This window comes from uncultured Tyzzerella sp. (genome assembly GCF_963558545.1).
Classification (GTDB): domain Bacteria; phylum Bacillota; class Clostridia; order Lachnospirales; family CAG-274; genus Tyzzerella.
Map to the genome: position 1 here is coordinate 43,640 of NZ_CAUWHO010000005.1, position 25,943 is coordinate 69,582.

At 26.8% G+C, this 25,943-nt stretch carries 29 protein-coding genes and 2 pseudogenes; 3 read left to right on the forward strand and 28 right to left on the reverse strand.

What is annotated here, in order from left to right:
• The first annotated feature begins 70 nt into the window (after positions 1–70).
• A complete protein-coding gene (gene glnA / locus R5Z65_RS00275) occupies positions 71–1,402 on the forward strand; it encodes a type I glutamate--ammonia ligase (RefSeq protein WP_317366321.1) in 1,332 nt (443 codons plus the stop codon).
• A gap of 92 nt (positions 1,403–1,494) precedes the next feature.
• Positions 1,495–2,628: a glycosyl hydrolase family 18 protein gene (locus R5Z65_RS00280; protein WP_317366322.1), complete on the forward strand. Its 1,134-nt coding sequence runs from the start codon at positions 1,495–1,497 to the stop codon at positions 2,626–2,628.
• A gap of 75 nt (positions 2,629–2,703) precedes the next feature.
• On the opposite strand, the gene R5Z65_RS00285 is transcribed toward R5Z65_RS00280, so the two are convergent.
• Both R5Z65_RS00285 and R5Z65_RS00290 read right to left on the reverse strand, forming a co-directional pair.
• Positions 2,704–3,288 (reverse strand): hypothetical protein, encoded by a 585-nt coding sequence (locus R5Z65_RS00285; RefSeq protein WP_317366323.1) that lies wholly within the window; start codon positions 3,286–3,288, stop codon positions 2,704–2,706.
• Positions 3,289–3,385: 97 nt separating this feature from the next.
• Positions 3,386–4,090: a sortase gene (locus tag R5Z65_RS00290; RefSeq protein WP_317366324.1), complete on the reverse strand. Its 705-nt coding sequence runs from the start codon at positions 4,088–4,090 to the stop codon at positions 3,386–3,388.
• Positions 4,091–4,320: 230 nt separating this feature from the next.
• On the opposite strand from R5Z65_RS00290, the gene R5Z65_RS00295 reads away from it, so the two are divergent.
• Positions 4,321–5,661 (forward strand): GHKL domain-containing protein, encoded by a 1,341-nt coding sequence (locus R5Z65_RS00295; protein WP_317366325.1) that lies wholly within the window; start codon positions 4,321–4,323, stop codon positions 5,659–5,661.
• 31 nt (positions 5,662–5,692) lie between these two features.
• Here R5Z65_RS00295 and R5Z65_RS00300 read toward each other — a convergent pair.
• The 26 genes and pseudogenes from R5Z65_RS00300 to R5Z65_RS00425 all read right to left on the reverse strand — a co-directional run.
• A pseudogene (locus R5Z65_RS00300) lies at positions 5,693–6,013 on the reverse strand (manganese catalase family protein); the annotation flags it as partial.
• A 79-nt stretch (positions 6,014–6,092) separates the two neighbouring features.
• Positions 6,093–7,739: a hypothetical protein gene (locus tag R5Z65_RS00305; RefSeq protein ID WP_317366326.1), complete on the reverse strand. Its 1,647-nt coding sequence runs from the start codon at positions 7,737–7,739 to the stop codon at positions 6,093–6,095.
• 61 nt (positions 7,740–7,800) lie between these two features.
• Complete coding sequence (locus R5Z65_RS00310; protein WP_317366328.1) at positions 7,801–8,673, reverse strand: CfrBI family restriction endonuclease; 873 nt, start codon at positions 8,671–8,673, stop codon at positions 7,801–7,803.
• The gene (locus tag R5Z65_RS00315; RefSeq protein ID WP_317366329.1) at positions 8,654–9,820 is read right to left on the reverse strand and encodes a site-specific DNA-methyltransferase; all 1,167 of its coding nucleotides are present in this window, start codon (positions 9,818–9,820) and stop codon (positions 8,654–8,656) included. Before R5Z65_RS00315 ends, R5Z65_RS00310 begins: the two co-directional genes overlap by 20 nt.
• A 613-nt stretch (positions 9,821–10,433) precedes the next feature.
• Positions 10,434–10,997, reverse strand: a pseudogene (locus R5Z65_RS00320) (manganese catalase family protein); the annotation flags it as partial.
• An 82-nt stretch (positions 10,998–11,079) separates the two neighbouring features.
• Positions 11,080–11,565, reverse strand: coding sequence for a phage holin family protein (locus R5Z65_RS00325; protein WP_317366441.1), 486 nt, complete (start codon positions 11,563–11,565; stop codon positions 11,080–11,082).
• A 143-nt stretch (positions 11,566–11,708) separates the two neighbouring features.
• Entirely contained in the window at positions 11,709–12,245 is a 537-nt protein-coding gene (locus R5Z65_RS00330; RefSeq protein WP_317366330.1) for a putative phage tail protein, read from the reverse strand.
• Entirely contained in the window at positions 12,238–13,305 is a 1,068-nt protein-coding gene (locus R5Z65_RS00335) for a baseplate J/gp47 family protein (protein WP_317366331.1), read from the reverse strand. The genes R5Z65_RS00330 and R5Z65_RS00335 overlap by 8 nt, the downstream gene beginning before the upstream one ends.
• Positions 13,295–13,747: a DUF2634 domain-containing protein gene (locus R5Z65_RS00340; protein WP_317366332.1), complete on the reverse strand. Its 453-nt coding sequence runs from the start codon at positions 13,745–13,747 to the stop codon at positions 13,295–13,297. The genes R5Z65_RS00335 and R5Z65_RS00340 overlap by 11 nt, the downstream gene beginning before the upstream one ends.
• 5 nt (positions 13,748–13,752) lie before the next feature.
• Positions 13,753–14,031, reverse strand: a complete 279-nt coding sequence (locus R5Z65_RS00345; protein ID WP_317366333.1) for a hypothetical protein — start codon at positions 14,029–14,031, stop codon at positions 13,753–13,755.
• Position 14,032: 1 nt separating this feature from the next.
• Positions 14,033–14,692: a hypothetical protein gene (locus R5Z65_RS00350; protein WP_317366334.1), complete on the reverse strand. Its 660-nt coding sequence runs from the start codon at positions 14,690–14,692 to the stop codon at positions 14,033–14,035.
• 329 nt (positions 14,693–15,021) lie between these two features.
• Entirely contained in the window at positions 15,022–15,444 is a 423-nt protein-coding gene (locus tag R5Z65_RS00355) for a phage portal protein (RefSeq protein WP_317366335.1), read from the reverse strand.
• 392 nt (positions 15,445–15,836) lie between these two features.
• Positions 15,837–17,999, reverse strand: coding sequence for a hypothetical protein (locus R5Z65_RS00360; protein ID WP_317366336.1), 2,163 nt, complete (start codon positions 17,997–17,999; stop codon positions 15,837–15,839).
• Between the two features lie 174 nt (positions 18,000–18,173).
• Complete coding sequence (locus R5Z65_RS00365) at positions 18,174–18,314, reverse strand: hypothetical protein (protein ID WP_317366337.1); 141 nt, start codon at positions 18,312–18,314, stop codon at positions 18,174–18,176.
• Between the two features lie 23 nt (positions 18,315–18,337).
• The gene (locus R5Z65_RS00370) at positions 18,338–18,727 is read right to left on the reverse strand and encodes a hypothetical protein (RefSeq protein WP_317366339.1); all 390 of its coding nucleotides are present in this window, start codon (positions 18,725–18,727) and stop codon (positions 18,338–18,340) included.
• A 9-nt stretch (positions 18,728–18,736) separates the two neighbouring features.
• A complete protein-coding gene (locus tag R5Z65_RS00375) occupies positions 18,737–19,165 on the reverse strand; it encodes a phage tail tube protein (protein WP_317366341.1) in 429 nt (142 codons plus the stop codon).
• A 16-nt stretch (positions 19,166–19,181) separates the two neighbouring features.
• The gene (locus tag R5Z65_RS00380) at positions 19,182–20,345 is read right to left on the reverse strand and encodes a phage tail sheath C-terminal domain-containing protein (RefSeq protein ID WP_317366342.1); all 1,164 of its coding nucleotides are present in this window, start codon (positions 20,343–20,345) and stop codon (positions 19,182–19,184) included.
• A 46-nt stretch (positions 20,346–20,391) separates the two neighbouring features.
• Entirely contained in the window at positions 20,392–20,790 is a 399-nt protein-coding gene (locus R5Z65_RS00385) for a type II toxin-antitoxin system HicB family antitoxin (RefSeq protein ID WP_317366343.1), read from the reverse strand.
• Between the two features lie 42 nt (positions 20,791–20,832).
• Positions 20,833–21,015 carry a type II toxin-antitoxin system HicA family toxin gene (locus tag R5Z65_RS00390; RefSeq protein ID WP_317366344.1) on the reverse strand — a complete coding sequence of 61 codons (183 nt, stop codon included), beginning with the start codon at positions 21,013–21,015 and terminating at the stop codon, positions 20,833–20,835.
• A 61-nt stretch (positions 21,016–21,076) separates the two neighbouring features.
• Positions 21,077–21,499 (reverse strand): DUF6838 family protein, encoded by a 423-nt coding sequence (locus tag R5Z65_RS00395; RefSeq protein ID WP_317366346.1) that lies wholly within the window; start codon positions 21,497–21,499, stop codon positions 21,077–21,079.
• A 7-nt stretch (positions 21,500–21,506) separates the two neighbouring features.
• Complete coding sequence (locus tag R5Z65_RS00400; protein WP_317366348.1) at positions 21,507–21,944, reverse strand: HK97 gp10 family phage protein; 438 nt, start codon at positions 21,942–21,944, stop codon at positions 21,507–21,509.
• Complete coding sequence (locus R5Z65_RS00405) at positions 21,944–22,273, reverse strand: phage head closure protein (protein WP_317366349.1); 330 nt, start codon at positions 22,271–22,273, stop codon at positions 21,944–21,946. Before R5Z65_RS00405 ends, R5Z65_RS00400 begins: the two co-directional genes overlap by 1 nt.
• Positions 22,274–22,341: 68 nt before the next feature.
• Positions 22,342–22,554, reverse strand: coding sequence for a head-tail connector protein (locus tag R5Z65_RS00410; RefSeq protein ID WP_317366350.1), 213 nt, complete (start codon positions 22,552–22,554; stop codon positions 22,342–22,344).
• A gap of 2 nt (positions 22,555–22,556) precedes the next feature.
• Positions 22,557–23,873 (reverse strand): phage major capsid protein, encoded by a 1,317-nt coding sequence (locus R5Z65_RS00415; RefSeq protein WP_317366351.1) that lies wholly within the window; start codon positions 23,871–23,873, stop codon positions 22,557–22,559.
• Positions 23,874–23,883: 10 nt separating this feature from the next.
• Entirely contained in the window at positions 23,884–24,642 is a 759-nt protein-coding gene (locus R5Z65_RS00420) for a head maturation protease, ClpP-related (protein ID WP_317366352.1), read from the reverse strand.
• Positions 24,629–25,891 (reverse strand): phage portal protein, encoded by a 1,263-nt coding sequence (locus R5Z65_RS00425; protein ID WP_317366353.1) that lies wholly within the window; start codon positions 25,889–25,891, stop codon positions 24,629–24,631. The genes R5Z65_RS00420 and R5Z65_RS00425 overlap by 14 nt, the downstream gene beginning before the upstream one ends.
• Positions 25,892–25,943: the final 52 nt, after the last annotated feature.

The following is a 25,943-nucleotide window of genomic DNA, read 5'->3' on the forward strand; positions in this document are numbered from 1 at the left end:
GCTTTTTTTAATACTTTGTATTAAAAAATTGTAATTATTATAGGTTATTATAAATTTTGGAGGACTTGTTATGGCAAAATATAGCAAAGAGGATATTAAGAGAATTGTTGAAGAAAATGACGTTAAGTTTATTAGGTTACAATTTACAGATGTTTTAGGCAAATTTAAAAATATTGCTGTTACTGCATCTCAACTAGATAAAATATTAAATGATGGTATGATGTTTGATGGTTCGTCAATAGAGGGTTTTGCTAGGATAGAAGAATCTGATATGTATCTTAAGCCAGACTTAGACACTTTTGTTATATTCCCTTGGCGTCCTCAAACGGGAAAAGTTGCTCGCTTTATATGTGATGTTTATAGACCAGATGGCACTCCTTTTGAAGGTTGCCCTAGATATATATTAAGAAAAACTTTAGAAGAAGCTAAGTCTATGGGATATGACTTTAACGTAGGTAATGAGCTTGAATTTTTCTTATTTAAAGTAGATGAAAATGGCCACCCTACAACAGAAACAAACGATAGAGCAGGATATTTTGACCTAGCTCCTATTGATAGTGGCTCTAATGCTCGTAGAGAAATTTGTTTAACTTTAGAAGAAATGGGATTTGAAATAGAAGCATCTCACCACGAGGTAGCAGCAGGGCAACACGAAATAGATTTTAAATATGATAATGCTTTAGCTACTGCAGACAATGTTACAACATTTAGAATGGTTGTTAAAACAGTTGCACAAAAATATGGCCTACACGCAACATTTATGCCAAAACCTATATACGGTATAGCAGGCTCTGGTATGCACACTAATATGAGCTTGTTTAAAGACGGTAAAAATGCTTTTTATGACCCAGAGGATAAACTAGGCCTTAGCAAAGATGCTTATAGCTTTATGGCTGGTGTTTTAGAGCATATTAAAGGTATAACAGCTATTACAAACCCTCTTGTAAATTCTTATAAAAGACTTGTGCCAGGGTATGAAGCCCCTTGCTATATAGCTTGGAGTGCATCTAATAGAACAGATATTATTAGAATACCTGCTAGTAGAGGTGTAGGAACAAGAATAGAGCTTAGAAGCCCAGACCCTACTACTAACCCTTACCTTTGCTTAGCACTTTGCTTAGCTGCTGGCCTTGATGGTATAAAAAGAGGTTTAAAATGCCCTGATAGTGTAGATGAAAATCTTTTTGAAATGACTAAAGAAGAAAGAGAAGCTAGAGGTATAGACAATTTACCTGAAACTTTAAACGAAGCTTTATATTATATGAAACACGACCCAATGGTTAAAGAAGTTTTAGGTGAACACTGTTATAAATCTTATAGAGCTTGTAAAAAAGCTGAATGGAATGCTTACAAAACTTATGTTTCCCATTGGGAGCTTGAAAGATATATGACTATATATTAATATTTTACAAAAAATATCCTAAAATTAAAACTTTAGGATATTTTTTTTATGTATAATCATATAATAAATAAACTAATTTAAGGAGTTTATTTATGATAATATACGTTGTTAAAAAAGGTGATACCTTTACATCTATTGCCAATTTATATAACACTACGCCAGAATTTATAGCAACCCAAAATGGATTTAGTATAAACGATACCCTTGTTATTGGGCAATCTCTTGTTATTCCACAATATACTGAAAAACTTGGAAAAATTGCTACTAATGGCTACCTATACACAAATATAGATGAAGATATTTTAAAAAATACATTGCCTTATTTAACCTTTGCAACTATATTTACTTACGGCTTTAAAGAAAATGGAGATTTAGTATATGCAGATGATGAAAAAGTTTTAGAAATTATAAAAAGCTATAACGTTAAACCAATTATGCTAATATCTACTTTAACAGAAGAGGGAAAATTTAGTAATGAACTTTCCAATAAGATATTAAATGATATTAACTCCCAAAATGTGTTAATAGATAATATTTTAAAAAATATTAAAGAAAAAGGTTATTTTGGACTAGATATAGATTTTGAATATATTTTCCCAGAAGATAAAGATTCCTATGTAGCTTTTATAGACAATATAACAACAAAATTAAATAAAGAAGGATACCCAGTAATAGTTTCTTTAGCTCCAAAAACATCTAGTACACAGCCTGGCCTACTATATGAAGCTCACGACTATAAATCTATTGGTAATATTGCTAATGCCGTTTTGCTTATGACATATGAATGGGGTTATACCTACGGACCACCTATGGCTGTTGCTCCTATAAATAAAGTAAAAGATGTGCTAGACTATGCTATAACAGTTATACCTAATAACAAAATATTTATGGGTATTCCAAACTATGGATACGATTGGACTCTACCATATGAAAAAGGTATAAGTAAAGCTAAGAGTATTGGAAATGTAGAGGCGATAAATATAGCTAGAGAAAAAGGCTCAGAAATATTGTTTGATGAAACATCACAAGCCCCTTATTTTTATTATTATGATGAAGATAATAAAGAGCATATTGTATGGTTTGAAGATGCTAGGAGCATATATACAAAAGTTACAACTGCCTTTAAATACGGTTTTCCTGGTATTAGTTATTGGAACATTATGAGATATTTCCCTCAAAACTGGCTTGTTGTTAGCCAACTTTTTGATATATATAAAATAATGTGATAGCTAATTTTAGTTAAAATATAAATAATAAATTAATTTGAATAGTAAAAAAGTTGTAGCATAAGTCTACAACTTTTAATTTAATAAAAATGGTAAAAACAGTTGTACCATTATTATAATAAATATGATACCATAAATAATATATTGTAATTTATATGGAAGATTAAAAACATAGTTATACCCTATTCTATTTGGTACAAAAAAACGCTTATCGCTAGGGTTATAATACATTATACCATATTTCCAGTATTTATCTTCATCTATAATACTATCATCTAAGATTTGTAAATTATTACTTTGTTTATATAATGCAATAAGTCTATTGTATTTTATAATTACATAATTAAATAATATTATAATAATATATATAGTAAATATAAATAATAATATATTAATCATATTAAAATTTTTTAAAGTTAATATATTATACCCGATACAAATTATATTTATTATAAGCATTATATTCCTAAATCTTTTTACTAGATTTTTATATGCTATAATTAAATTTTTTATGTAGTCATCATATAAATTTTCTGTTGGTATTGTTACACCAAAAATAATATTTTTTGATATTTTAGAAAATTCCAAGCATTGATAACTACACAAAAATATTATAATATTTAATATTACTATATGAAATATTATATATAGATATCCCATAGCGTTATCTCCTTTAATATTATCTTTTATAAATTATATTTCTAATATATTATTGTATTTATAAAAAATTTTTAAGTAGTTAAAATATTAAATTAGATTATTTTTGCCACTGGTCTGTCATAGGTCTTGGTTCGCTCGTTTCTCCCTTTTTAAGAGGTGGTCTTTCTTGTAAAAACTTAGTACCACTAACCATTTTTGTATATACTATGTACATATCATTTGTAACAACCTTTTCTATAGGATAACAAGTTAATAAATCTACAGAATATGGCTCTTTACCATTAAAAGCTAAATCGCTCCAGTCGTGTACACCAGATTCGTATATAGCTTTTCCTGTTACCTCATATATAAATATATCAAAAGGGGTATCTACTATAAATTTATCTCCTTTTTCCATTTTAGGTAAATCATAAAATAATTGATAGTTATGTCCACCTAGAGCTGTTATAGCTTTCTCTCCAAATATACCCCAGTTACCAAAACGCCCTGGAGCTGTTATTTGCCAATTATTGTTTATATCATCTGCACCATAATAAATAGGCATCTCATATATTTCCATTTTAGGTATAGTAAGTGTTCCTATTTTTTCTCCTAAAGCATACTCTGGCGACATAGTGTCTACCTCTACTATGTTAGTATCATTCCACACGTCTTTATATTTTTCTAATGTTTTTTCTTTATTTTGTTCTAGCTGAGCAAATGTTGTAGGATTTTTTGCAACAACTGGAAATAACTTAACACACCCTGCTGTAACTATAAATGCAATTAAACTAAAAAATATTTTTCTTATTAATGTATACAATAAAAACACCTCTTTCTAAACATAATTTTAACATATATAAGTATTATTTGCAATTATTTATTATAATTTTTAATTTTGTTATATATATTATTAATATACACATTAATTTCCAAAAAACAAAATTTTTTTATTTTTCCCTTTTAAAATATTACATTATAGTGTATAATTTATATGTCGACTATACTTCATATTTAGTATAAAATAAAAATAATAAGGAATGGTGATAAAAAATGCGAGAAGCTTCGTCATTTTTAGACCCAATAGGGTTCTTTTTACTTTTAATAGGCAACTTATTTTTTTCATTAATTGTACTAAAACGTTGGAAAGGGAGAATACTTAATATATTATTACCAGTAATATATCCTGTAACTTGTACGGCTTCTGTTATATTTACTGCTAAAAGTTTAACAGTTGCTAATGAACCTGCTTCTTATATAGTTTTATTTATTGTTAGTATGGTTCTTCTTATATTTCTTGTAAAAATACGCTTAGAAGAAGCCATTTTTTTAAGTATTTTTCAAACATTCCATATAGTTTTTTCAAAAAGTTTAGCTGCTGGTTTGCTATCCCTTTTTTATGAGAAAAATATGTTTCAGCTTTTTCAAGTTGACCAATATACTCAGCTTATTACCTGTTTTGCACACGGTATATTAGCTACTTTATTTTGTATATATTATCTAGCATTTAATTCTAAAAGAATATCTGCCTTTTTCTTATGTAAAGGTCAGGTATATTATGTTATGATTATACATATTATGTTAGCTTTATATCTACTATTTAACTGCTATAATTTCTACTTTAACTTAGACCTTATATGGTTTTCTGTAGAGCAGGTATACACTTGTTTAGTTTTATATGCTGTATACTTCTTAGTTCTTCGCTTTGGTGTTAGAATGTCTTCTCTGTTACAAAATGAAATAAGAAATAAAAAACAAGACTTTACTATATTACAGCAAGTTTCAAATTTTGTAGCTGCTGAAAAAAGTAATGAATTTTTAAGCTTGTATTCTACATCATCTGTTTCTTTAAAAGAGCTTATAAATAGTGATAATAAGATAGACTCTTTAGAAGAAATTAAAAAACTAGATAACAAGTTAAAAACTATAATTAATGAAGATAACAATACTGTGTCATCTTCTAAAACAATAAACTCTTTATTTTATGAATTTAATAACATATGTAACTTTAAACAAATTAACTTTGAAGGAAATTATTATTTTGGCAACAATATTGACATTGAAGAAAAAGATTTACACCAAATATTGTCTATTTTATTAACAAATGCTTTAGAAGCTAGCTTAAAGCTCCCAGAAAATAGTAAAAAGACTATATCTTTATCTACAGAACAAAAAGATGAAAACTTTATACTTAAAATATCTAATACATATAACAAAAAACCTAAAGTAGACAATGGTTACTTAGAATCTTCTAAAAGATATACAGAAATAGAAGGTCTTGGTATTGGTTATGTAGTTCAAGTATTATCTAAAAATAAAGGGAAATTTAACTTTAAAATAGATTATAAAAATAAAATATTTATTGCTGAAGTTAAATTAAAAATAAAAAAATAAAAGCTATTTTATAGCTTTTATTTTTTTATTTTTAATTTCTTGGTTGTGGTTTCATACAATTAGGCTTTTCTATTATAAACTGTCTTTTACTATCTAAGTAGTCTTGCACAAGCCTTAGAGCCTCACCAAAACGTTGAAAATGCACTACTTCTCTTTCTCTTAAAAATTTAATAGGTGTAATTACATCTGGGTCGTCTGTCATATTTAATATATATTCATATGTTGCCTTAGCTTTTTGCTCTGCTGCTAAGTTTTCATACAAATCTGTTATAGGATTTCCTGTTGATTGGATACTATCAGCAGAAAATGGAATACCCCCTGCATTTGCTGGATATACACCTACACCGTGGTCGGCTTCTGTCAATATAGGACTTAAAATTTTTTAAATTTTACTCAAATTTTTATAAAAGCTATAGTATATTATATGATTATTATAAATTACTTAATTTTTTTATATTTTGCTTAAATTGTTCATAATTAATAACTGTCATATTACTATACTCATCTTTAACCTTTTTCTTATTACTTTTATTCGTAATATAAATATTCTTTATATCGTAGTCATCTTCATCAATATTGAATAAGGCTTTTAAAATAGCTGCTTTATTATCTTTTAATGTTTTATACCTCACTTCAATAAAATTTTTTTGCTTTTCATAGTTTTTTTTGCCTATTTCACTGTATTCTATAGTAGGTTTTAAGTCTTTGGCCTCTATATGTAACAATACCTTATTTTCTTTATCTAAAGCAATAACATCTATATCTGAAAATTCTATAAATGATTTTTTATTTGTTCTATACTCTTTTGGTATCTCAATCTTTTCAATTTCAACCCAAAATTCTTTTTCTTTATTAATATTTTCTTCCTTATAAATAACCCTAGGAACTATATATCCATTGTCATTAAGAATATCCGCTATTTTGTAACTCATAAATGTAGCTAATTTTTTTTGAATATCAGAAAAAAATTTCCTATCATCTTTTTTATCAAAAAATTTGTCAAATTTATATATTCTTAATTTACTATTTTCCTCTATATAATTGATAATATGGAATGCTAAACCTTTAAAAACTAATACATTATTTAAAAAATTATATATTCCGAAAAACCTTTTATTTTTAATCTCTATAATACAATTAAGCTCATTATTTCTTATATTCTTATAACTACCATTATTAGCCTTATCATCCATCATAAAAAAATTAATTATTTTTGTTATTTTATCTTCAGATAAATATTTACTTTTATCTTTAAAAAAATTATTTATATCTTGATAATCAAGCACTTCTATTCTAAATAAATTGAATTTCTCTTCTCCTGGTTTATTATTTAACTTAAATATTGCTAATAAATATGCACTTATTAACTCTAAATCATCAATATTGAAACCTATATTTTGTAACAAGTAATTGTTAATTTGTGCAAGTATATCTTCTGTGGAAATATGACATTTATTTTTTACTTTTTTTAAAAATATATTTGTTTCAACGTCATTTATAGTTTCTTCTTCTAATTTAATTTTTCCACTATAATCATAATATTCATCCAAATATTTATCAAATCCAGAAATTTTAGTATCATCTACTGGACTGAATAAATCATTAATATTAATACTAACACTAATATCTTGTTCTAGTTTTAAAAAAAGTTCGATATTACTATAAAGAATTGTATATTTTTCAAAATAAACTAAAATTTTAATAAAAGATTCAATATATAAATATCCATAATTTTCATATTTTAAATTAATCAATATATTTTGTAAGCTAGTACATACATCTATTAAACTATATATTCGATATTCTATTTCTTTATTATAATATTTATAGTATTCAGGAGTATAACTTCCATAGTAACATATTTCTTTAATAATACAGCTTAAATAAAATAATTCATCTTTATTAAATTTTTTAACCTCATTAGTAATAAAATCTTCAAATTTCTGTAGTAACTCTGGTAATTCTGATACTTTATAATAGTTTTTTAAATTTAAATACTGTTTAATATACTCACTTATATCAGGATATTTTATGTACATTTCAAAAAATGCTTTAAATTCATAATAACTCCAGCTCATTTTAAACCTCATTTGTAAAATATTTTTTTAAATTATATTTATTGTGTTTTATATGAAACTTTTATTTTTTATGCGGTATATCTAATTTATCTAAAATATTTCTAAAATCCTCGATTATATTTTTATTTCCTTTTAATATTAAGTACTCTATACCTCTGAATTCTAGTTGGTTACAATTTTGTTCACTAAGTGTATCTGCAATAAATATATCACTATCTCTTGCAATTGTTGCATCTGCACTTTCTGGATTTCCTTTGCCCATTAACTTAACTTCTATTCTATAAATTTTACCTGAAGAACTAATTAGTCTATAATCAACCTCTCTATCAAATTTTTTAGATTTATCTTGTATAAAATTAGAGTTATCAATATTATTAGTTGGCACCTCAAGAATATTACATAACCTATCCAATAACGGTTTTTCAACTTTTTTACCAATAGAACTCCAAGCACCACCTCGTAACTGAATTTTTTTAGTAGCTAATGCATTAATTACCAACAAACTTTCAGTTAAAGTCAAGTCAACAGTAATATTTTTATAAGAAATTTTTATATTAATTGCAATTTCATTTAAAGCATCTTTCTCAAGTTGTCCAACTATACTTCTTAAATATTCAAAATTATCATTAGCAACACTTAATACCACCTCTCTCGCTGTTGTCCCATACATATTATTAATTGTTTTCTTATTAATTCCAGCATATATTGCAGCTTCTTCAGGCGAAAAACTATCACCATTAATAAAATATTTTTTATACCATTCTAAAGTTATTGTTTCATCACTCATTTTAGCTTCAACTATTTTTTTAAAGAAATCTAATGTAAAATCAAAAAATACGGCATTTATAGAATTAACAACTTCTTCTCTATAATCATCACCTTTCAATAGTCTATCAACTGTTTTTTCTACAACTTCATTCTGAAATGTAATCATAATAATTTTTCTCCTCATTTTTAATTAAATCTATATATTTTTCATTTATTTCACACATAACAGGGATTCTTCCCATTTCTTTTGCTACTTTACCTAATGTTCCAGATCCAGCAAAAGGATCCATAATCACATCTTTTTCATATGAATAATATTTAAGTACTCTACGACATAGTTCTTCTGGAAAAACTGCTGGATGATTTTTGTCAGATCGCGGAGATATATACCAACAATTTGTTGTATCTATTTCATCTTCTTCAAACTTATCATAATCATCGCCATAGTCATTTATATTTTTATCTAAAAGAAAATCACAATTTTTTCTATAAACCATTAAACTCTCAGTTATGCAATTAGGTTTATATGACAAAGGTTTTCTAGTTTGCATGTAACCTCCAATTCTATTTGGTACACTAGGCTCTGGCTTTATCCATATTATTTCATCTATAAAGTAAAAACCCGCTTCTTCAAGAATTTTATGATAATCATAATGAATAGGATACCTTATGCTTTCAAATTCTCTACCTGGTCTTTTTGTAATAACTGGCGATATATTAACAATCATAAATCTACCATCTTCTAAAACTCTACTACAAGCTTTAAATACATTTTTAATTTTTAATAAATACTCATTGTATGAATGATAATCACTATACTCTCTTGCATTGTAATATGGTGGAGATGTAAATATCATTTGTATTGATTCTTCTGGAAGATTAGTCAAAGTTTTTTCTGTATCACCAATTAATATAGTTGGTCTATTTATCTTTTCCTTATTAACATTTCGCTTTATCCTTAGTTGTTTGTATTGATAATATTTATACATTTTATATATATTTTCATTTTTATAAAAATCTTTAATTTCAACACCAAGTTTTTTAAAACGTTCATCTATTTTCTCTTTATATAAACAAGTTCTATACATCTGATATACTACTTCCATTGGATGATTTTTAAAAGCATTTTCTCTTAAAAAACTATATATCATATCATTATTTATTTGTCTTCCTATAGATGATACTATTTCTCTTTTTAATTCTATTGAAATTTCTTGATTAAAATATTTTAATAATATTTTAATATTTTCATCGGATTTATCTTTACCAAGCTTTTTTATTTCTTTGATTGTTAGTAAATCATTTATTTTCATTTATACCTCCACATAATAATTTTTATTTTCTAAATTCCATATCTAATCTTATTGTATTTGAAAATAAACTATATAATGTTTATCACAAAAATTTCTAATTATTTTTATAACTTTTATATTTTATTTAACTTTATTATTCAAATAATTAGTATATAACTCAATGTTTTACATTTTTATAAATTCTCTTAAGTATAAGATGATTTTTTCCTACTATTTTTACATTTTTTCTTAAATTAATTAAGTTCTTTTTAGTTGTTTACTTACTAGCATACATTAATACTAACATAAATTAGTTTTTAGGTCAATTAATTCTAATTGCCGAAATATTTTTTAATATACTAAAATTCTTAATTTCTATAAGATATTTAGTAAAAATCTATATAACATTAAAAGTTAATATCATCTTGACACTCTTTACATATATAACTTCCTTAATGTTTTAATATATATTATTTGACTTTTCTATATATTACTAACTTATATATATTGGGATATATTTAGTTTTCATTTTTTATCATTTATTTCTATATTAACTATAATTCATAGCATCCTATGTACAATAAAAGACTTATCAGCCCGCATTTAAAGCTAATAAGTCTTTTTATTATTTACACTACATTCTTGGTTGTGGTCTTAAATTGTTATTTCCATTACAACCCGGCTTCATACAATTAGGCTTTTCTATTATAAACTGTCTTTTACTATCTAAGTAGTCTTGCACAAGCCTTAGAGCCTCACCAAAACGTTGAAAATGCACTACTTCTCTTTCTCTTAAAAATTTAATAGGTGTAATTACATCTGGGTCGTCTGTCATATTTAATATATATTCATATGTTGCCTTAGCTTTTTGCTCTGCTGCTAAGTTTTCATACAAATCTGTTATAGGATTTCCTGTTGATTGGATACTATCAGCAGAAAATGGAATACCTCCTGCATTTGCTGGATATACACCTACACCGTGGTCAACATAGTATGGTCCTAAGCCAGCTTTTTTTATTTCTTCTTCCGATATATCATCTGTAAGTTGGTGTACAATAGAACCTATCATTTCTAAATGTGCTAGTTCTTCTGTCCCTATATCATTTAATATAGCTTTAGCCTCAGGTGTTATCATAGTAAATTTTTGGCTAAGGTAACGAAGTGCTGCACCTAATTCTCCATTAGGACCACCATATTGTTATAGGGTATAAATATAATAATCATTCTATTTTTATAATTCTAGCATAGAATAACAAAAAAATAAAGTACTCAAATACATACTATTTTTCTTTATCATCATTATTGTCTATATTATCAACTACATCACTAACCCTTTTATCCATTATTTTGTTAGTTACCTCAAGTCCTTTTATTAACCATTTAGGCACAAGATATCCTTTATCAAGCTCTACTATATTTTCTAAAATACTTCTAAATTCATTTATTATACAATGGGCAAGTATAAACCAACCTATTGCTAACATTATATGTAAATTAATTCCTATAACCTCACCTATCATTTCAAAGGCTATCCCAAGGCCAAAACCCATAGCTACCAAACACCATATTAAAAACTTTTTAATAAAACCTTTCATAGCTCTTCTTGAGCTTTCTATCTTTAAATATCTAGCTTTTAATATTCCTGTTGTATAATCTATTATGTTAAGTCCTAGTAAAAACACAAACAAAAACCAAAAATCACCCAAAATAGCCGATAAAATACCTGTTATGCAAGATATAAAATATTTTATTTTGCTTTCAAAAATATTTAAAAAAAATCACTCCTTTACAAAAACAAGCACTAATATAGTAAACTACATTAATACTTGTTTAATTTCTAAATATCCTTCTTCTTCTTTTTTTGCTATCTTCCCATAATTCAAAATAAATCTTTATTTCTTTTTTTGTTCTACTTAAGTGTTTCTTTCTCCTTTGCGTCTTTCCAACTATATTTATTTATAGTTTTCCAAATAAAAGGCTTTAAATCGCCCCAAGTTCTATACCTAAAAATGTAATCAACACCCAAGTGGGCAGGCTTAATGTCTTCAATGCTTTTCATTAAACTATCAACATCATTAGGTACACCTATTTTATCACTAAAGTCAATTATAATAGTGCCATTAAAACGTACACTAACAACATTATCTGTATAAGCCTTAACAGTATCTTGTATAAGCTCTAATGTTAGCTTACCTGCTCCTCTCCATTTAGCACTTATTATTGACTTTCTCTCATCTATTGTTTTATCTTCTGTGTATTCAATATCAAGCTCTTTTTCAAATATATCCACACCCCAAGTAGATGTGTCTAAAAATATATTACTTTGTATATCAGTTATGTTTATTTCAATATTTTCAAGCTTTGTTTGGCTTATTCTAGCAATATGGTTTGCAATATCATCATTTCTAAATATTTTATTTATAAAATTAATAACTTTATCATTCAATAAATTCTATCCCTTCTAATACAAAAACTTCTTCTTGTTGGCATTCTATATTAGATGTTTGGTTATTTACAGTTAAATTAGAATAGTCAAGCACACCTTCTATATCTAATATTTTTGAGCCAACAATAGCATAGCTTAAAAAATCTTTTTTAAATGCTATTTCTTTTAAATAAAGGCCTATATTTTCAGTAACTTTTTTCTTTAACTGTTCTTTATCATAGTTTTTGCTAAAAATAGCCTTAACAGATATATTTATACCTTTAGGGGTAGCACTAATTACTGTACAAAATGCTCCAATAGGTGCTTGCCCTCGTCCTTCTCCTGTAATGTTGGGGTCAATGTATTCTTGTACATTTTCTACAAGGCTTTCATCAGCTGGCAACCTATCATTATCTATAATGATTACTTTAACGGTAGTATGACCTTGCCAAAGGGGTATTATTCTAGCATCTCCCACGCCATCAACTTCTTTAGACCACCTTTTATAGTGATATATGTTCCCACTTGTAGCAGGTTCTCTAAGTCTTTCAAAATACCTATTCCTTAAATCTGTATCAGTTTCTTCATCATAACCCCCATTAGTTTGTAATTCATTGTTACAACTATTAATACCAGTTATAGTAACAGGCATTTTCTTTATACTATTAATAGGCACATTGCCTATTTTACCAGCAGTAACACACTCTATATTAACTGTACCTGTGCCTATTATATTTTTTTGTTCTATTGCCTCAAAACGAACAAGTCCATCTGTTTCAAATAAATCTCCAATATTAACAGTACCATTACCTTTTACAGTAATGACACCTTGAGAATATGTAGCATTTTTCCTTTCTATACCTGTTCTTTGCTTTATAAATCTTTCAAGTTCTACTCCTTTTAGGTTGTTTACATCTAGTTTACTAGCTACAAATGTAAGTTTTTTAAGTGTACTACACATTCTAATAGATATAGCTTTTATTATATCCCAAAGAAAATACCCTTTTCTTTTTTCGTAATTATCGGGTATTTCTTGTAAAAATTCATTTAATATTTCATTCGGGGTTTTATCAAAGTTCAATGTCCAACACCTCACTAATATTTAAAGTTTCATTATTTTGCAAATAGCAATTAAAATTTATAGTTAAAAGTGTATTTTCAAAATCAAATGTAAAATTATCTACATCTTTTATAAAAGGGTGGTTTAAAAGTTGCTCTGTTATTTCTCTTTTACATTCCGATAGTATAAAGCCTTTATGATAAACTTTATTACCTATATGACTATGTATTGATAAGCCAAAATCTTCTTCTTCATCTATCATATATACTTTAAATGTATCTTTTTTTGTCCTTAAAATAACTTGTATAAAATGTTTTATATTTTCTTTAAAATCACACTCTACAAATTTACCATCTATAACGATATGTTGTCCTTTTTTAAAGTCAAATTTAAAACATTTACCTAATGTTACAGTACTATTGTTTTCTATGTTTGTAATAGTATTATTTATTTTAGGAAACATACAAATCACTCCTTTAGTGGTAAAAATTCTTTAAAATAACCTAGCACAATAAGTTCTTGATTATTCTCTGTCATAGTAATTATTACTTGTTTTCCTACATCTTCTTTTTTATATTTTTCAATTAAAGAGTAAAACTTGTCTTTTTGTATAGCACCATTTAATATACTAATTTTCACATAGTCCTTTTCTTCTATAACTTCAACTATTTCCCCTATAATTGTACCTATTTTGCTAACGTTATTACGTTCTTTAAATAGCTTTGCTATGTATTCAATATTACTCATTTTAAAGCCTTTCTATTTCAATATTTGTTTTATGTATGCCATTTTCAACTGTATGGCTACTTGATATAATATTAAACTTTCCATTAATACCAATATCTTTATTATTAATATTTAATACCCTACCTGCCTTTAATTGTTCGCTACCTAAAAGCTCTAAAGATAAAGTTTCTTTTATAGTATTTAGTTCTTTTAATTTATTACTAGCTATATTTGTAGCTTTATTTATATCTTTTTTATCTACACTTTCTATATGATGTAATAAGCCATATTTTTCTATATTTTTATTATCTTCTTTTGTTGCTATAACCCTTGCAGATTTTTCATTTTGAGTAATTATAGTAACTTTATTTTTTAAATCTGCAATACTGTATCCTTTAGAAAAGTTTTGCCCTATTTCATCTAGCACATTTATGGTAGCTACATTTACTGCCATTTTATAGGTTGGGTTTATTATTTTTGTACCCCTTTCAAAGATATATAATTTGTCTTCTAAAACTTCTTTATAATATATTTTTCCTGTTTCTTTGTTACATTGCTCTAGTATATCATCTATTATTTCTGCTATTGTGTTTTCAAAATATATATGGTTTATATTTGTTGTTAAATTAGGTACTTCTGCTAAAGATATGCCTTGTTCACTACATATACTAGATATAGCCAAGTGACCACTTATATTATTAAATTGCTTTATTATTTTAGATTTATTAAGATAAAAAGCAAAATCAAAGGCAGTAAAGGTTTCTTCAAATATACCATTAATATTTTTATCTGTAATAATTCCTTGAAATACTATTTTATTATCTTTATATAGTGAAATTTTATCTCCACAGTCTATAAAAAAATTAATATAAGCATTATCTTTTGGTATGGCAAAGTCTAATTATACCCCTAAAGTATCAATACTGTCGTTCCAACTTATATTGCCTACAAAGTCTGATATATCTATTTTTTCACTATCTTTCAATATAAAAAACTTAAATATATTACCACCTACTTTTTAATTTTTGGAAATCTATACTCTTTCAAATCCAAAGAATACTGTATGTCCCCTTGCCTATCTACATAACAATTAAAAGTTTCAACTGTATATGCCATATTAGATATTTCTCTGTTATTATTATCTACAAATATCATTCTAATAGGCATTTTATTACCTGCATATTTATTAAAAAATTCCACATATACAAAGCCGTCTTCTTTAGATTTAGGTCGGATAAATCTATATTTCTTAGTAGGAAAAAAAGAAGAAAAAGATACTGTTCTAAGTGCTTTTGTTCCTATTAAGTTTAATTCACCATTTATACTCTCAAATGTTGAGTTTTTATAGCTTTGACATAGTTCTGGCATATTTTCGGGTATTATAGGTAATGTCAATACTTGTTCATTGTTATTAGCACTAAATATAATGTCCATAAAATTCTCATTTCTAATGCAAAAAAGGCTACTATTTAATAATAGTAACCTTTAATAATTTTAAATTTATTGACAGTATAAAAAATAAGTTATATAATAATAATATAAAAGGAGTAATTATATAGTTGCTCCCCTGTCGTTATTGTTAAAACAACCTAAAGGGTCGTCAAACTTATTAGGTTGTTTTTTGTTATATTAATAAACTATTGTTATATTATTAACAACAAGTAATGCTACAACAATAACAAAAAGTAAAATTTTAATTATTTTATTCATAGCATCACCCCCTTAATAAAGGGTAACAACCTTAATAATTACTCCTAGCATATAAATATGCTAAAATTATTATATCATAGATATTATATTATGTATATATTTGAATTATCAAAATGTTAAGAATTATTCATAAATAACATTAATTTATAAGCAAACTCATTTATTATTTCATCAACGTCATTAGGGTTATATACATTAATAGTAACATTAATTGGACTATTATTTTTATCAAGTAATTTTTTTGATTTATCGTGAGGGATAACTTTACTGCCATTAGGTAAGTCAACAATTTCTCCTCTGCCACATTCGTTAATGATGGCAGGTCCACCTCTATGATAACTTGTACCTGTAGCATAATTTGGTAAGCCTTCTGGTATAGTAGGAATATTAAAACTGTAACTATTGCCACCTATAATTGGCACCCAATCGGGTATATTTATTTTTAAACCATTTATTTTTTCTATAACCCAATTTATACCTTTAGAAAATAATGTAAATGGTGCTAAAAATATACCTTTTATAATATTAAAAATACCCTCTGCTATACTTTTTAATCCATTTAGTGCTTGCTCCCAGTTACCTGTAAATACACCAGTAAAGAAATCAATAATTCCACCAAAAATATTTTTAATACCTTCAACAACAGTATTAATTTGATATAATACCATATCAATAAGACCAACCACAATATTAAAAACATTTGATATAATAGCTTGTATTGTACCTATAATGCTTTCTATACGATTAATTATAGTAGTTACTAATATTTTTATAACTTTCCATATAGCATTAAACACTATTTTTATTGTATTTGCGATAAAAATAAACATTTTAGCCACATTGGGATATTTTTCTTTAATAATATCCCACCATTCTAAGCATTTATCTTTTATTTTATCAAAATTTAAAATAAGCAATGCTATAGCACCTATAATAAGTCCTATAACAAGCACATATGGATTTGACCAAGCCGTTTTATTAAATAGCTTAGCAGCTATATTTAATATAGCTTGTTTTTTAGCTAATAAATCTGTTGCTATAGCTGTTATATTAGACACTATACCCCAAGTTTTAACACCTGCAACAACACCTGCTATAATAGGTAATATCCACCTCAAATTATCTATAAAACCTAAAACAAAATTGATAGCAACAGGTATAAAATCTATTACATTTTTAAATATATTACCTAGTTTTTCTTTTAGATTATCAATAGTTCCATCTGCTTGCCATTGTACAAATTTTTGCTTAACAATATCAATTAAATTACCTATATATCCAAAAATAACTTTTGCTCTAGCTAAAAATCTATCAAATTTAGCAGATATTTTTTCAATAGTACCGTCTTGTTGCCACTTTACCATTTTATTAGCTACTTTTTCTATTACCCCTCTAAAACTGTCAAGTAGTGAACCACTGCGAACCATACCGTCATCAGTTACACCAACAATTTTAGCCATAGAATTTTTGAAAACTCCTGTAACAGTACTCCACATACCTTTAGTAGTTTTAGATAGGCTTTCTGCACCACCTTTATAGCGTTTCTCCATTTCATTAAATAAAAGCTCTGTAAGTGCTAATTGGTCAATTACTTGCCCTTTATTATTAAATACTTTACCAGAAACATCTAAATCTTCTAATGTTTTTTTAGAAAGACCAAACTCTTTTAATCTTTCAAATTCGCCACTAGCTACTGCATCTATAACTGCCTCAACTGCTTGTATCATATCTTTAGATGTAGCACCTGCCATATCCGATGTTATGCTAAGCCACTTTGTAGCAGATAACCCCATACTTTCAAATTTAGCAGTAGCCTCTATAACTGTACCTGTTTCAAATGGTGTTTTATTAGCAAATGCTATGGCATCTCTCATTAATTGAGATGCCTTTTTAGTATCTTTTGTAGCTGTTTCAAGCTGTACTTTATAGGTTTCATAGTCCATACCCTCAAAAATACCTGCTCCTAAGCTAGCTACACCTAAAGTTCCACCTAAGAAACTAAACTTTTTAAGCATATCCATACCTTTTTGTAATCCACGATAAGATATGCTAGCTAAAGATTTTGTTATATCTCTTGCTAATTGCTTAAAGTTATTTTTTATTCTTTTTAAATCTTTAGTAATACTATTTTCGGTCTTTTTAACTATTTTAGCAAATTGTTCTTGACTTTTTTTAGCACCAGATGTAAACTCTTTTACTGTTTCTTTAGCTTGTCTTAAAGGTTTTGAAAAGTTGTCTTTTAATCTTAAAACTGTTTGAATAACTTTATTAGAAGCCATAAAACACCCCCTTTCTTTAAATTATTTGCGTATTAAAACTTGAACCATATATTTTTTGTGTGAAGCCCTATTTTCACCATTGTTAAAGCCTTTGGATTTAAGCAGTATAAAGTGTGTTTGAACCCTAGTTTGAACACCACTATTCCTGCCATAATAGATTATGTATACAAATTACTAACTTTTATCTGTTCCCCATTTTTTAGCCTCTATTTCATATTCGTGTTTCATAGTTTCTATAAAAAATATTTTTTCTGTATAAGATAAATTAAGTAAATAATCTAACTGATGACCCCTAGCAACAAAATAACTATACATTGCCATTTCGCCATCAGTTTTTATTAGTTTTTTATTTCATCATTAACAGGTGTTTGCTCTTTATCTGTAATACCGTGAATTTCCATAATATGCTCTGTTATTTTCTGCATCTCATTTAATTTAAATAATTCTCCAACAATCTCATAAGGGGTTGGTACATTTAATTGTTCTTTTAATTCTTTTGTTTGCAATATAGGGACGCATTTATAAATAATCTCGCTCATCATATCAAAACTAGATGTAACTTTATCTACTTCTGTATCATATTTATCCATTATTTCACATATTTGCCTAGTCTTAATCTTTACTATTGGTACACTAGCATTAAGGCTACCTACTTCAAGTGTAGATAGCCCCATTTTATCCTGCTTACTTTTTCTATCTAATAAATTATTAAGTGTTAATTTCTCCATAATACCCTCCTAAATAGCATCTATTAAATTGTAGTCTTCAAAACTAAAAGGTACTTCTTCTTCCATTTTTGCTTTAACTTCAAAATTAAGTAACATAAATTCACTAAATGTTACTTCTAATATTTCTACCCTTTCTGTTCCGCGTGCTTGAGGGTCTGCAAGTTTACCAACTATTTTTATTTCTGGCATAATTCCTTTCTTAAAATTTTCAGCAAGCATTTTTGTAACCGTACTGTTTACTTTATTTACTGTTATAGTACCTTCGCCAGTCCACCCCATAAATTTTTTACCAGTAGTTAATTTGCCAGCCATATTTATATCTTCAAACTCTCCAGTTACTTTTGCTTCAAATTTTGTAACGTGTAACCATTCTTCATCATTTACCCATACAGTTCCAAAAGTACCAGATATAACTTCTTGAGAACGTATTTTACTCATTTATTTTCCACCTTTCTTACATATTTACAATAAATAATAAATCTTCCATAGCATTTAAAAATTTTACATTTGCTTGTAAAAATACATTTGTTCTAAATGTGTTGTTTTTAATTTCTATGTCACTCCAATTTTGAGCCTCAATCTTACCATTGCTTATCCATATTTCCCTTTGTTTTTCTGTATCTACAAAAGTTGTGTTATTATAGTTAGAATCTAATATTTCTTCTCTAGCCAAATCCCTAAAATAAGAGTTTATAGCACTTATAAATAAAACTTGATTATCATAAGAGTTTTTAAACCTACCAAGATATACCTGTTTAAATGTATTAACAATATCTTCATATATTAAATCCATAGCCTCAACTATAGTAATATATTTCATATCCTCTGTATGCTCTTTGTCATTTTTCTGTAAAGAATTTATACCCCTTGCTATCCTTACACCATCATCATCGTTTATAAGTACAAATTTACCATCTCCAATAGCTGTATTAATAGCCTCTGTATCTCCTATTTCATCTACACTATTTAAGTCTGATAAAATATTATATGTAACCGACATATCCATTCTACAACCAGCTAAAACACCTAAAAGCCTACCTAAATATTTATAACCTACAATACTGTCACCATCTGCTTTTGTAACATTTGTATTTACAAAGTTTACAATATGCATATCGTCTGCCTCTGCCTCTTGCAAGTTGTAACAAATTGCCTTTAATTTTTTTGACCTTGATTTGTTTTCAAGTTTTACAAAGTTTGCAAGTTTCTTTTGTTCTTCTCTTGTTTCACCTATATAAGCTATCCAGTTTATATCTCTTTTTATAAATGGCTTTATGTCATCAAAAGTTTTATCATTAGGTATTTTTATAACATATAGCTTATTTATGTCTGTTAAAAATACATCTTCAATTATTTTATAATTTTCTTCTGTATAATCGGTGCTTTCTACCTCTGTAAATCCTTTATATTGTTTTAGTATTTTATCTTCTGTAATAACAGATTTAGATTTTAAATTTTCTTCATTGACTAAAGTTTCTTTTTTAGATTTTAAATCTAAAGTATCAATTCCTGTATTATCTTCTATAATAAGACAAGCAACACCTCTGCCACTTCTTACAACAGCAGTATTTGCAAGTCCTTTAAATATTACATCTACTTTAGGTAACCCTATTGCCATTTTACCAACTCCTTTTAATATAAAAAAGACAAGCAAAAACTTGTCTTTAAAAATTTAATTTTTCTTTTAAAGCAACTTGTAAAACTTGTGAGAAGTTTATACCAGCTTTTTCTGCCTCTACATTAAGCCAATATGGTATAGTTAAAGTTTTTTTAATTGCTTTTGTTTCTATCTCATTTTTTACTAACTGCATATATACAGTTATAGGCATTACAAATGAACCTTCTTCCATTTCTTCATCTAAAAATGGTGGCTTTGTAGGTTCTGGTATTAAGTCATTATCTTTTTCCATTCCCCAAAGGTGAAGTCCTAGAGCTTCTTCCCCATTTTTTAAAGTTTCCTCAATTGTTGTACCTGATGTTATACAACCTAAAAGGTCTGGAAAATAAAGGCTATATCCAGTCTTTGTAGGTTCAACTATTGCAAAATATGTTGTTGATTTCATAATAACACTCCTTATATATAGTTATAGTTCAAGCAAGGGCTTTTATTTAAGCCCTGCTTGTTTTAAAATACTATTTAATGTACCTTTAGATACATCGCCATTATGATTAGGAACAGTAACTTTGCCAGTTTTATTATTATGTTTTAATTGTATATGTGAACCTTTTTGTGCTGTTTCATACCAACCATCATCTTTAAGTATTTTTAATATTTCTCTAACTGTCAAGTTTAGCCCTCCTTATACCATATATTATACACGTATATTTTATACGTGTCAAGAGTTTTTATTATTTTAAAATAACATTTTCCATATAGCTTAAATCTTCTTCTGTATCTTTTATTAAATTCATTTCTATATCAAAAGAGATAGCTACATAATCATCTTCTATATCTATACTGTCTTCATATATTTGAAATGTTAAATCATCATCTATTTTTATATATTTATCTATCAATAGATTTCTTAACTTTTCGGCTATTTGAAAGCATTCTTTTTGATTTTCCTTTTCATCTTTACAAGCATATAAAATATCTAAATTAATATATAAAGTATCTATTTTAGTGCTTAATTTTTCGGTTTTTATGTTGTTTACTTTTATAAAAAAGCAGGGTAAATTATACCCTGCATCTATGTCTGTGCTATTAACATCAATGCTTTTAAATTCATTCCTTAAAACTTGTGTAATAGCTTTTACTATTTTTTCTATCATTCTATAGTTACCAACTAAAACCTTTCTCTAAAAGCTCATCAACTAAATTTTCACACTCTTTATGAAAATGTTTAGCATAATCTTTTTCAAATTTTGAAAACACTTTTTTACCCTTTACTCTTCCTATAACCTTTCCACCTTTACCTTTTTTACCTCCTTTTACAAGGTCATATCCATCTTCTATAAGGTGTGCGTGGGGTGCATTGCTATATATCCTTACACCCCAAGTACCATTGTCATCTTTATATACCTTACCTTTTTTTATTCTTTCGTGATATGTACCTGTTTTCTTTTTAACTTTAGCTCTAGCTACTTTAAGAGATATTTTTTTGCCTTTATTACCTTGTTTATTTAAAAACTTTTTTATCTCTTTAGACGTATCCTCGTCATTAGTCTTAAATAAATCATTTGTTAAGTTAGTTACTTTAAACTCATAATCACCCATTATTCCACCACCAATTTACATATAACTTCTATTCTATCCTTATTTTTAAAATTAGGTATAAAATAATCTATATCATATCTTTGATTTTTATAGATAAAGTACATATCCCTTGTTAGCTCTTTTACACTGTTTTCTCTTAAAATAAATTTAAAGGTATATTCTGCCCTGTCTGTTTCTGCTATATAATCACTTGTTTTTGTAGATGTGGGAATTATATTTGCCCACACCTTTTTATATAAACAATATTTATATTCTGTTTGCCCTAAGTCATTAATTGATTTTTGATTTTTATAAACTTCTATTTTTTTGTCTAATATATTAGGTAACATATTAATCTTCCTTTGATAATTGCAATTGTAATATTAGGCTGTTTATTATTTTATTTGTATGTATAGCCTTATCTATTAAATAGCTCCCTTCTTTCATACAAATCAGCACATATAGTATATAGCAAGATTCTAAAACTAGCTTGCCCCATATCTATATAGCCAATAGCATTTTTAATATATTCTTTACCAGCTAAAATTATGGTGTTTAATAAAATATCATCATCGTCAAAATCTATTCTTAAATAATTTTTTATTTCGCTTAACTCTTCTTGATATACCATATCTATTTACCTTCTTTTATCTCTTTTAATTCTTTTTCTAGCTTAGCCTTTTCTTTTTCTAAAGTAGATTTTTGTTTTTCTAATTCTGCGTTTTTAGATACAAGTTCTTTGTTTTCTTCTTTTAGGTTATCATCTACCTTAACTACCTCTATTATATTATCTAAATTAGCTACCATAGGTGCAGTTGTGTCAACCTCTGCTTTTACTAAAGCATTTTCATCTATCACCTGTACATCTAATCTTTCACGTACCTTGATACCTATCATATCTTTATTCCATAAGTCTCCTGCCTCACTAGACATTTCAATAAATAGTTTTTCATAGTCAAAAAGGGTGATAAACTCTTTTAAGTTACCAATATAAAATGGAGCATTATTTACAGAAGTTTTAATCTGTTTGTTAGAAAATACAATAACAGGGTATTTTCCAAATAATAAATAATCAAATTTCTGTGTAATATCTGGTTGTAAAATATATCTGCCTCTTTCGTCTTTTAATTTGTCAAGCCAATTAAAACCATCTTGATTTGTTATTATTTGTGTACCATTTAAAATAGCTGGGTCTAATTTAGTATTTATTATAGCTTTTAAGCTATCTACATTAGTAATAGTTACTTTGCTACCGTTTAATTTATCATCAATAGACTTTAATATAAGGTTATTCCTTGTTGTAATACCTTTTCTGGCTATCCATTTGATAATATAGCTCTTAATAGTTGAAAATGTAGCTTTGTAAAATTCTTGTGTAGCTTTTAAAATACCACCAAATTTTTTTAATTTATAAGGTATCTTTACAAACTCTGGGTCTGGCATATCTGGGAATACTGCTTCTTCATCTACTGCCTCAAATCCTACTACATCTGCATTCTTTTCTATAACTCTGCTACCTTCTGTTTTGTCAACCTTTTCTATATTAACAAAATGCTCTAAAGACTGTGTTTGTCTTCTTAGTTCTCTTACTTTTGTAGATATATCTTGAGGTACAAGTATACCTTTTTCTTCTTCTGTTGTTTTAAGAACATTTATTATCTCACTACCTATTGGTTTTTCTAAAGCCTTATTTTTAATAACTGTTATAAATGCTTGTTCTTCTGTTATTTTTTGGTTATTTTGTATAGGCTCTTTATTTTTTACACTATCCTTAATGCTATTATCTGCACCATCTTCTAAATCGTATAAAATTTCTAGCTTGTTTTGTAATTGTACTAATTCATCTTTAGATTTTTTAGCATCTTCTAATTTATTTTCATTTGTAAAATTTATAACCTCTTCTTTTTTTAATTTAATACTGTCTAATAATTCTTTAATTTTTTTATTCATAAATTACCTCCTAAAATATACTTATTTTTTCTAAATCATTTAATATTTTTTGTTTTTCTTCTTCTAAACTGTTATTTATAGGCTTATTTTCTATGTTTTTAATATTTTTAGGTGTATTTTTGTAGCTATCAAAATAACTTGATGTACAAGCTACTATATCCTTTTTGTCTTCTAAAATATAACCTTTAAAATATTCTGTTATTTCTTCTCCTACAAGCCAAGTTTCATTGTCCATTAGTTTAGAAATATCTTCTTCGGGTATTATTTTAGTATTATTAATGTTTGATATATAAACATTTAAAATAGACTTTTTACATTTTTCTAAAGTATCTATTTGCTCTTGTAATTCTTTAGCATTGTAATAGCCACAAATAAAAGTTAAAGGGTTATGTATCATCATCATACTGTTTTTATAAATATATAAAACATCTCCAACTAAAGCTATAACACTAGCTATGCTACCAGCTAAACCGTCTATATAAACAACCTTTTTACCTTTATAGGTGTTTAATAGGTTGTATATAGCAAGACCACCAAAAACAGAACCGCCACCACTATTGATATGTATTTCTATTTCTTCTTGATTTTCCAACCCTTTTAAAAAATTTACTATGTCTTTAGGACAAACATCTTCTGTCTCTTCTTCACATTTAAAAAAGCTATCCATTAATATGTCTCCATATATGTATAGCTTGTTATTTTTAAGTTCTAAAGAACCTACAATATTATTATTTTCATTTTTAAAGTTAAGCTTTTTAATTTGTATCACCGCCTTTTTTATATTGTTCGCCCACTTGTTCTATTGGTATATAGTTACCATTCATCATAAGCTTGTCGCCGTGTTCTAGTCCATTTAAGTCTAGCTTGCGTCTTGCCTCATTTGGTGTGTATATGCCATTATTAACATATTTACATAACATTTCTGCTTGTGTAGAGCTATCTGTTCTTAATAGCACCTTTTCGTTAAATTTAAAAAAATAACCATCTTTAAGCTCTCTATTAAGCAATAATTTATAGTTTATTTCATCTTCATATTGTTTTAAAATAAATTGTAATGTGTCTACATAAAAACTTAATTGTTGGGCCTCTGATGAATTGTAGCTTGATTTTGAATAGTCGTTAATCATATCTGGCTTAACACCAAAAGCACTGGCTATTTGTAATGCCGTATATTTTCGTATTTCTAAAAATTGTGCATCTGTTAGCTTAATATCTAAAGGTTGTACTTTCATACCAGCAGGTATTGGCATTACCTTACCTGCATTTTTTATACCACTTGAAAACTCGGTTAATCTTTTCACTAATTGTTTTTTTGCTACCTCAGTTACATCACTATCTACTGTTAGTGATAATCTTGCCGACACACCATTTTCATTAAGCTCATTTAAAAACTTTTGGCTTGATAAGTTAGTATTTATTGTATCTTTTAAAATTTCCCTTACAGGCTTCCCTGTTATCCCGTCAAAAGTAGCACTTGTTTTAAAATGTAGCACCTCATCTTGATTAAAGTAATATACTTGTTTTGTTATCCAGTCAGTATACTGATAAACTAAAGTCCCATTGTCTAGTACATAAACATTAACACTTTTGCTATCCATTACCCAAAAGTCTTTTATTCTTAAATCTCCACCGTATTTTTTAGGTGTATATTCTTGCCTTATCCAAATGTAAGCATTGCCATAGTGGTTACGGTTGTTTTCAATAGTTGCCCAAAAAATAGTAGGTGTCATAAGGTCATTAGGCTTATATTTTAATTTAAAGCTTACATCGGTATCATCTGCTATAAATACATCATTATTTATTTTTTGATAAAGTTTTAAAGGCATTTTTGCTAAAGTTTCCGACAATAATTTTAGGCAAGTAAAATATGTCGCCTCGCTATATAAATCTTTTTCACTTTCAAAAATTTTTAGCCAATTTTCTTCATTGTTTGAGCTAGCTCTTTTTGAATTTTCATTAGAAAATTTATTTAACACCTTATTAAATACTTTTTTTATAATAATTTCACCCCCTTTCAAGTGGTAAAATAAGAGTTTTACTGTATTATTAAAGATTTAACCGTTGTAAGCT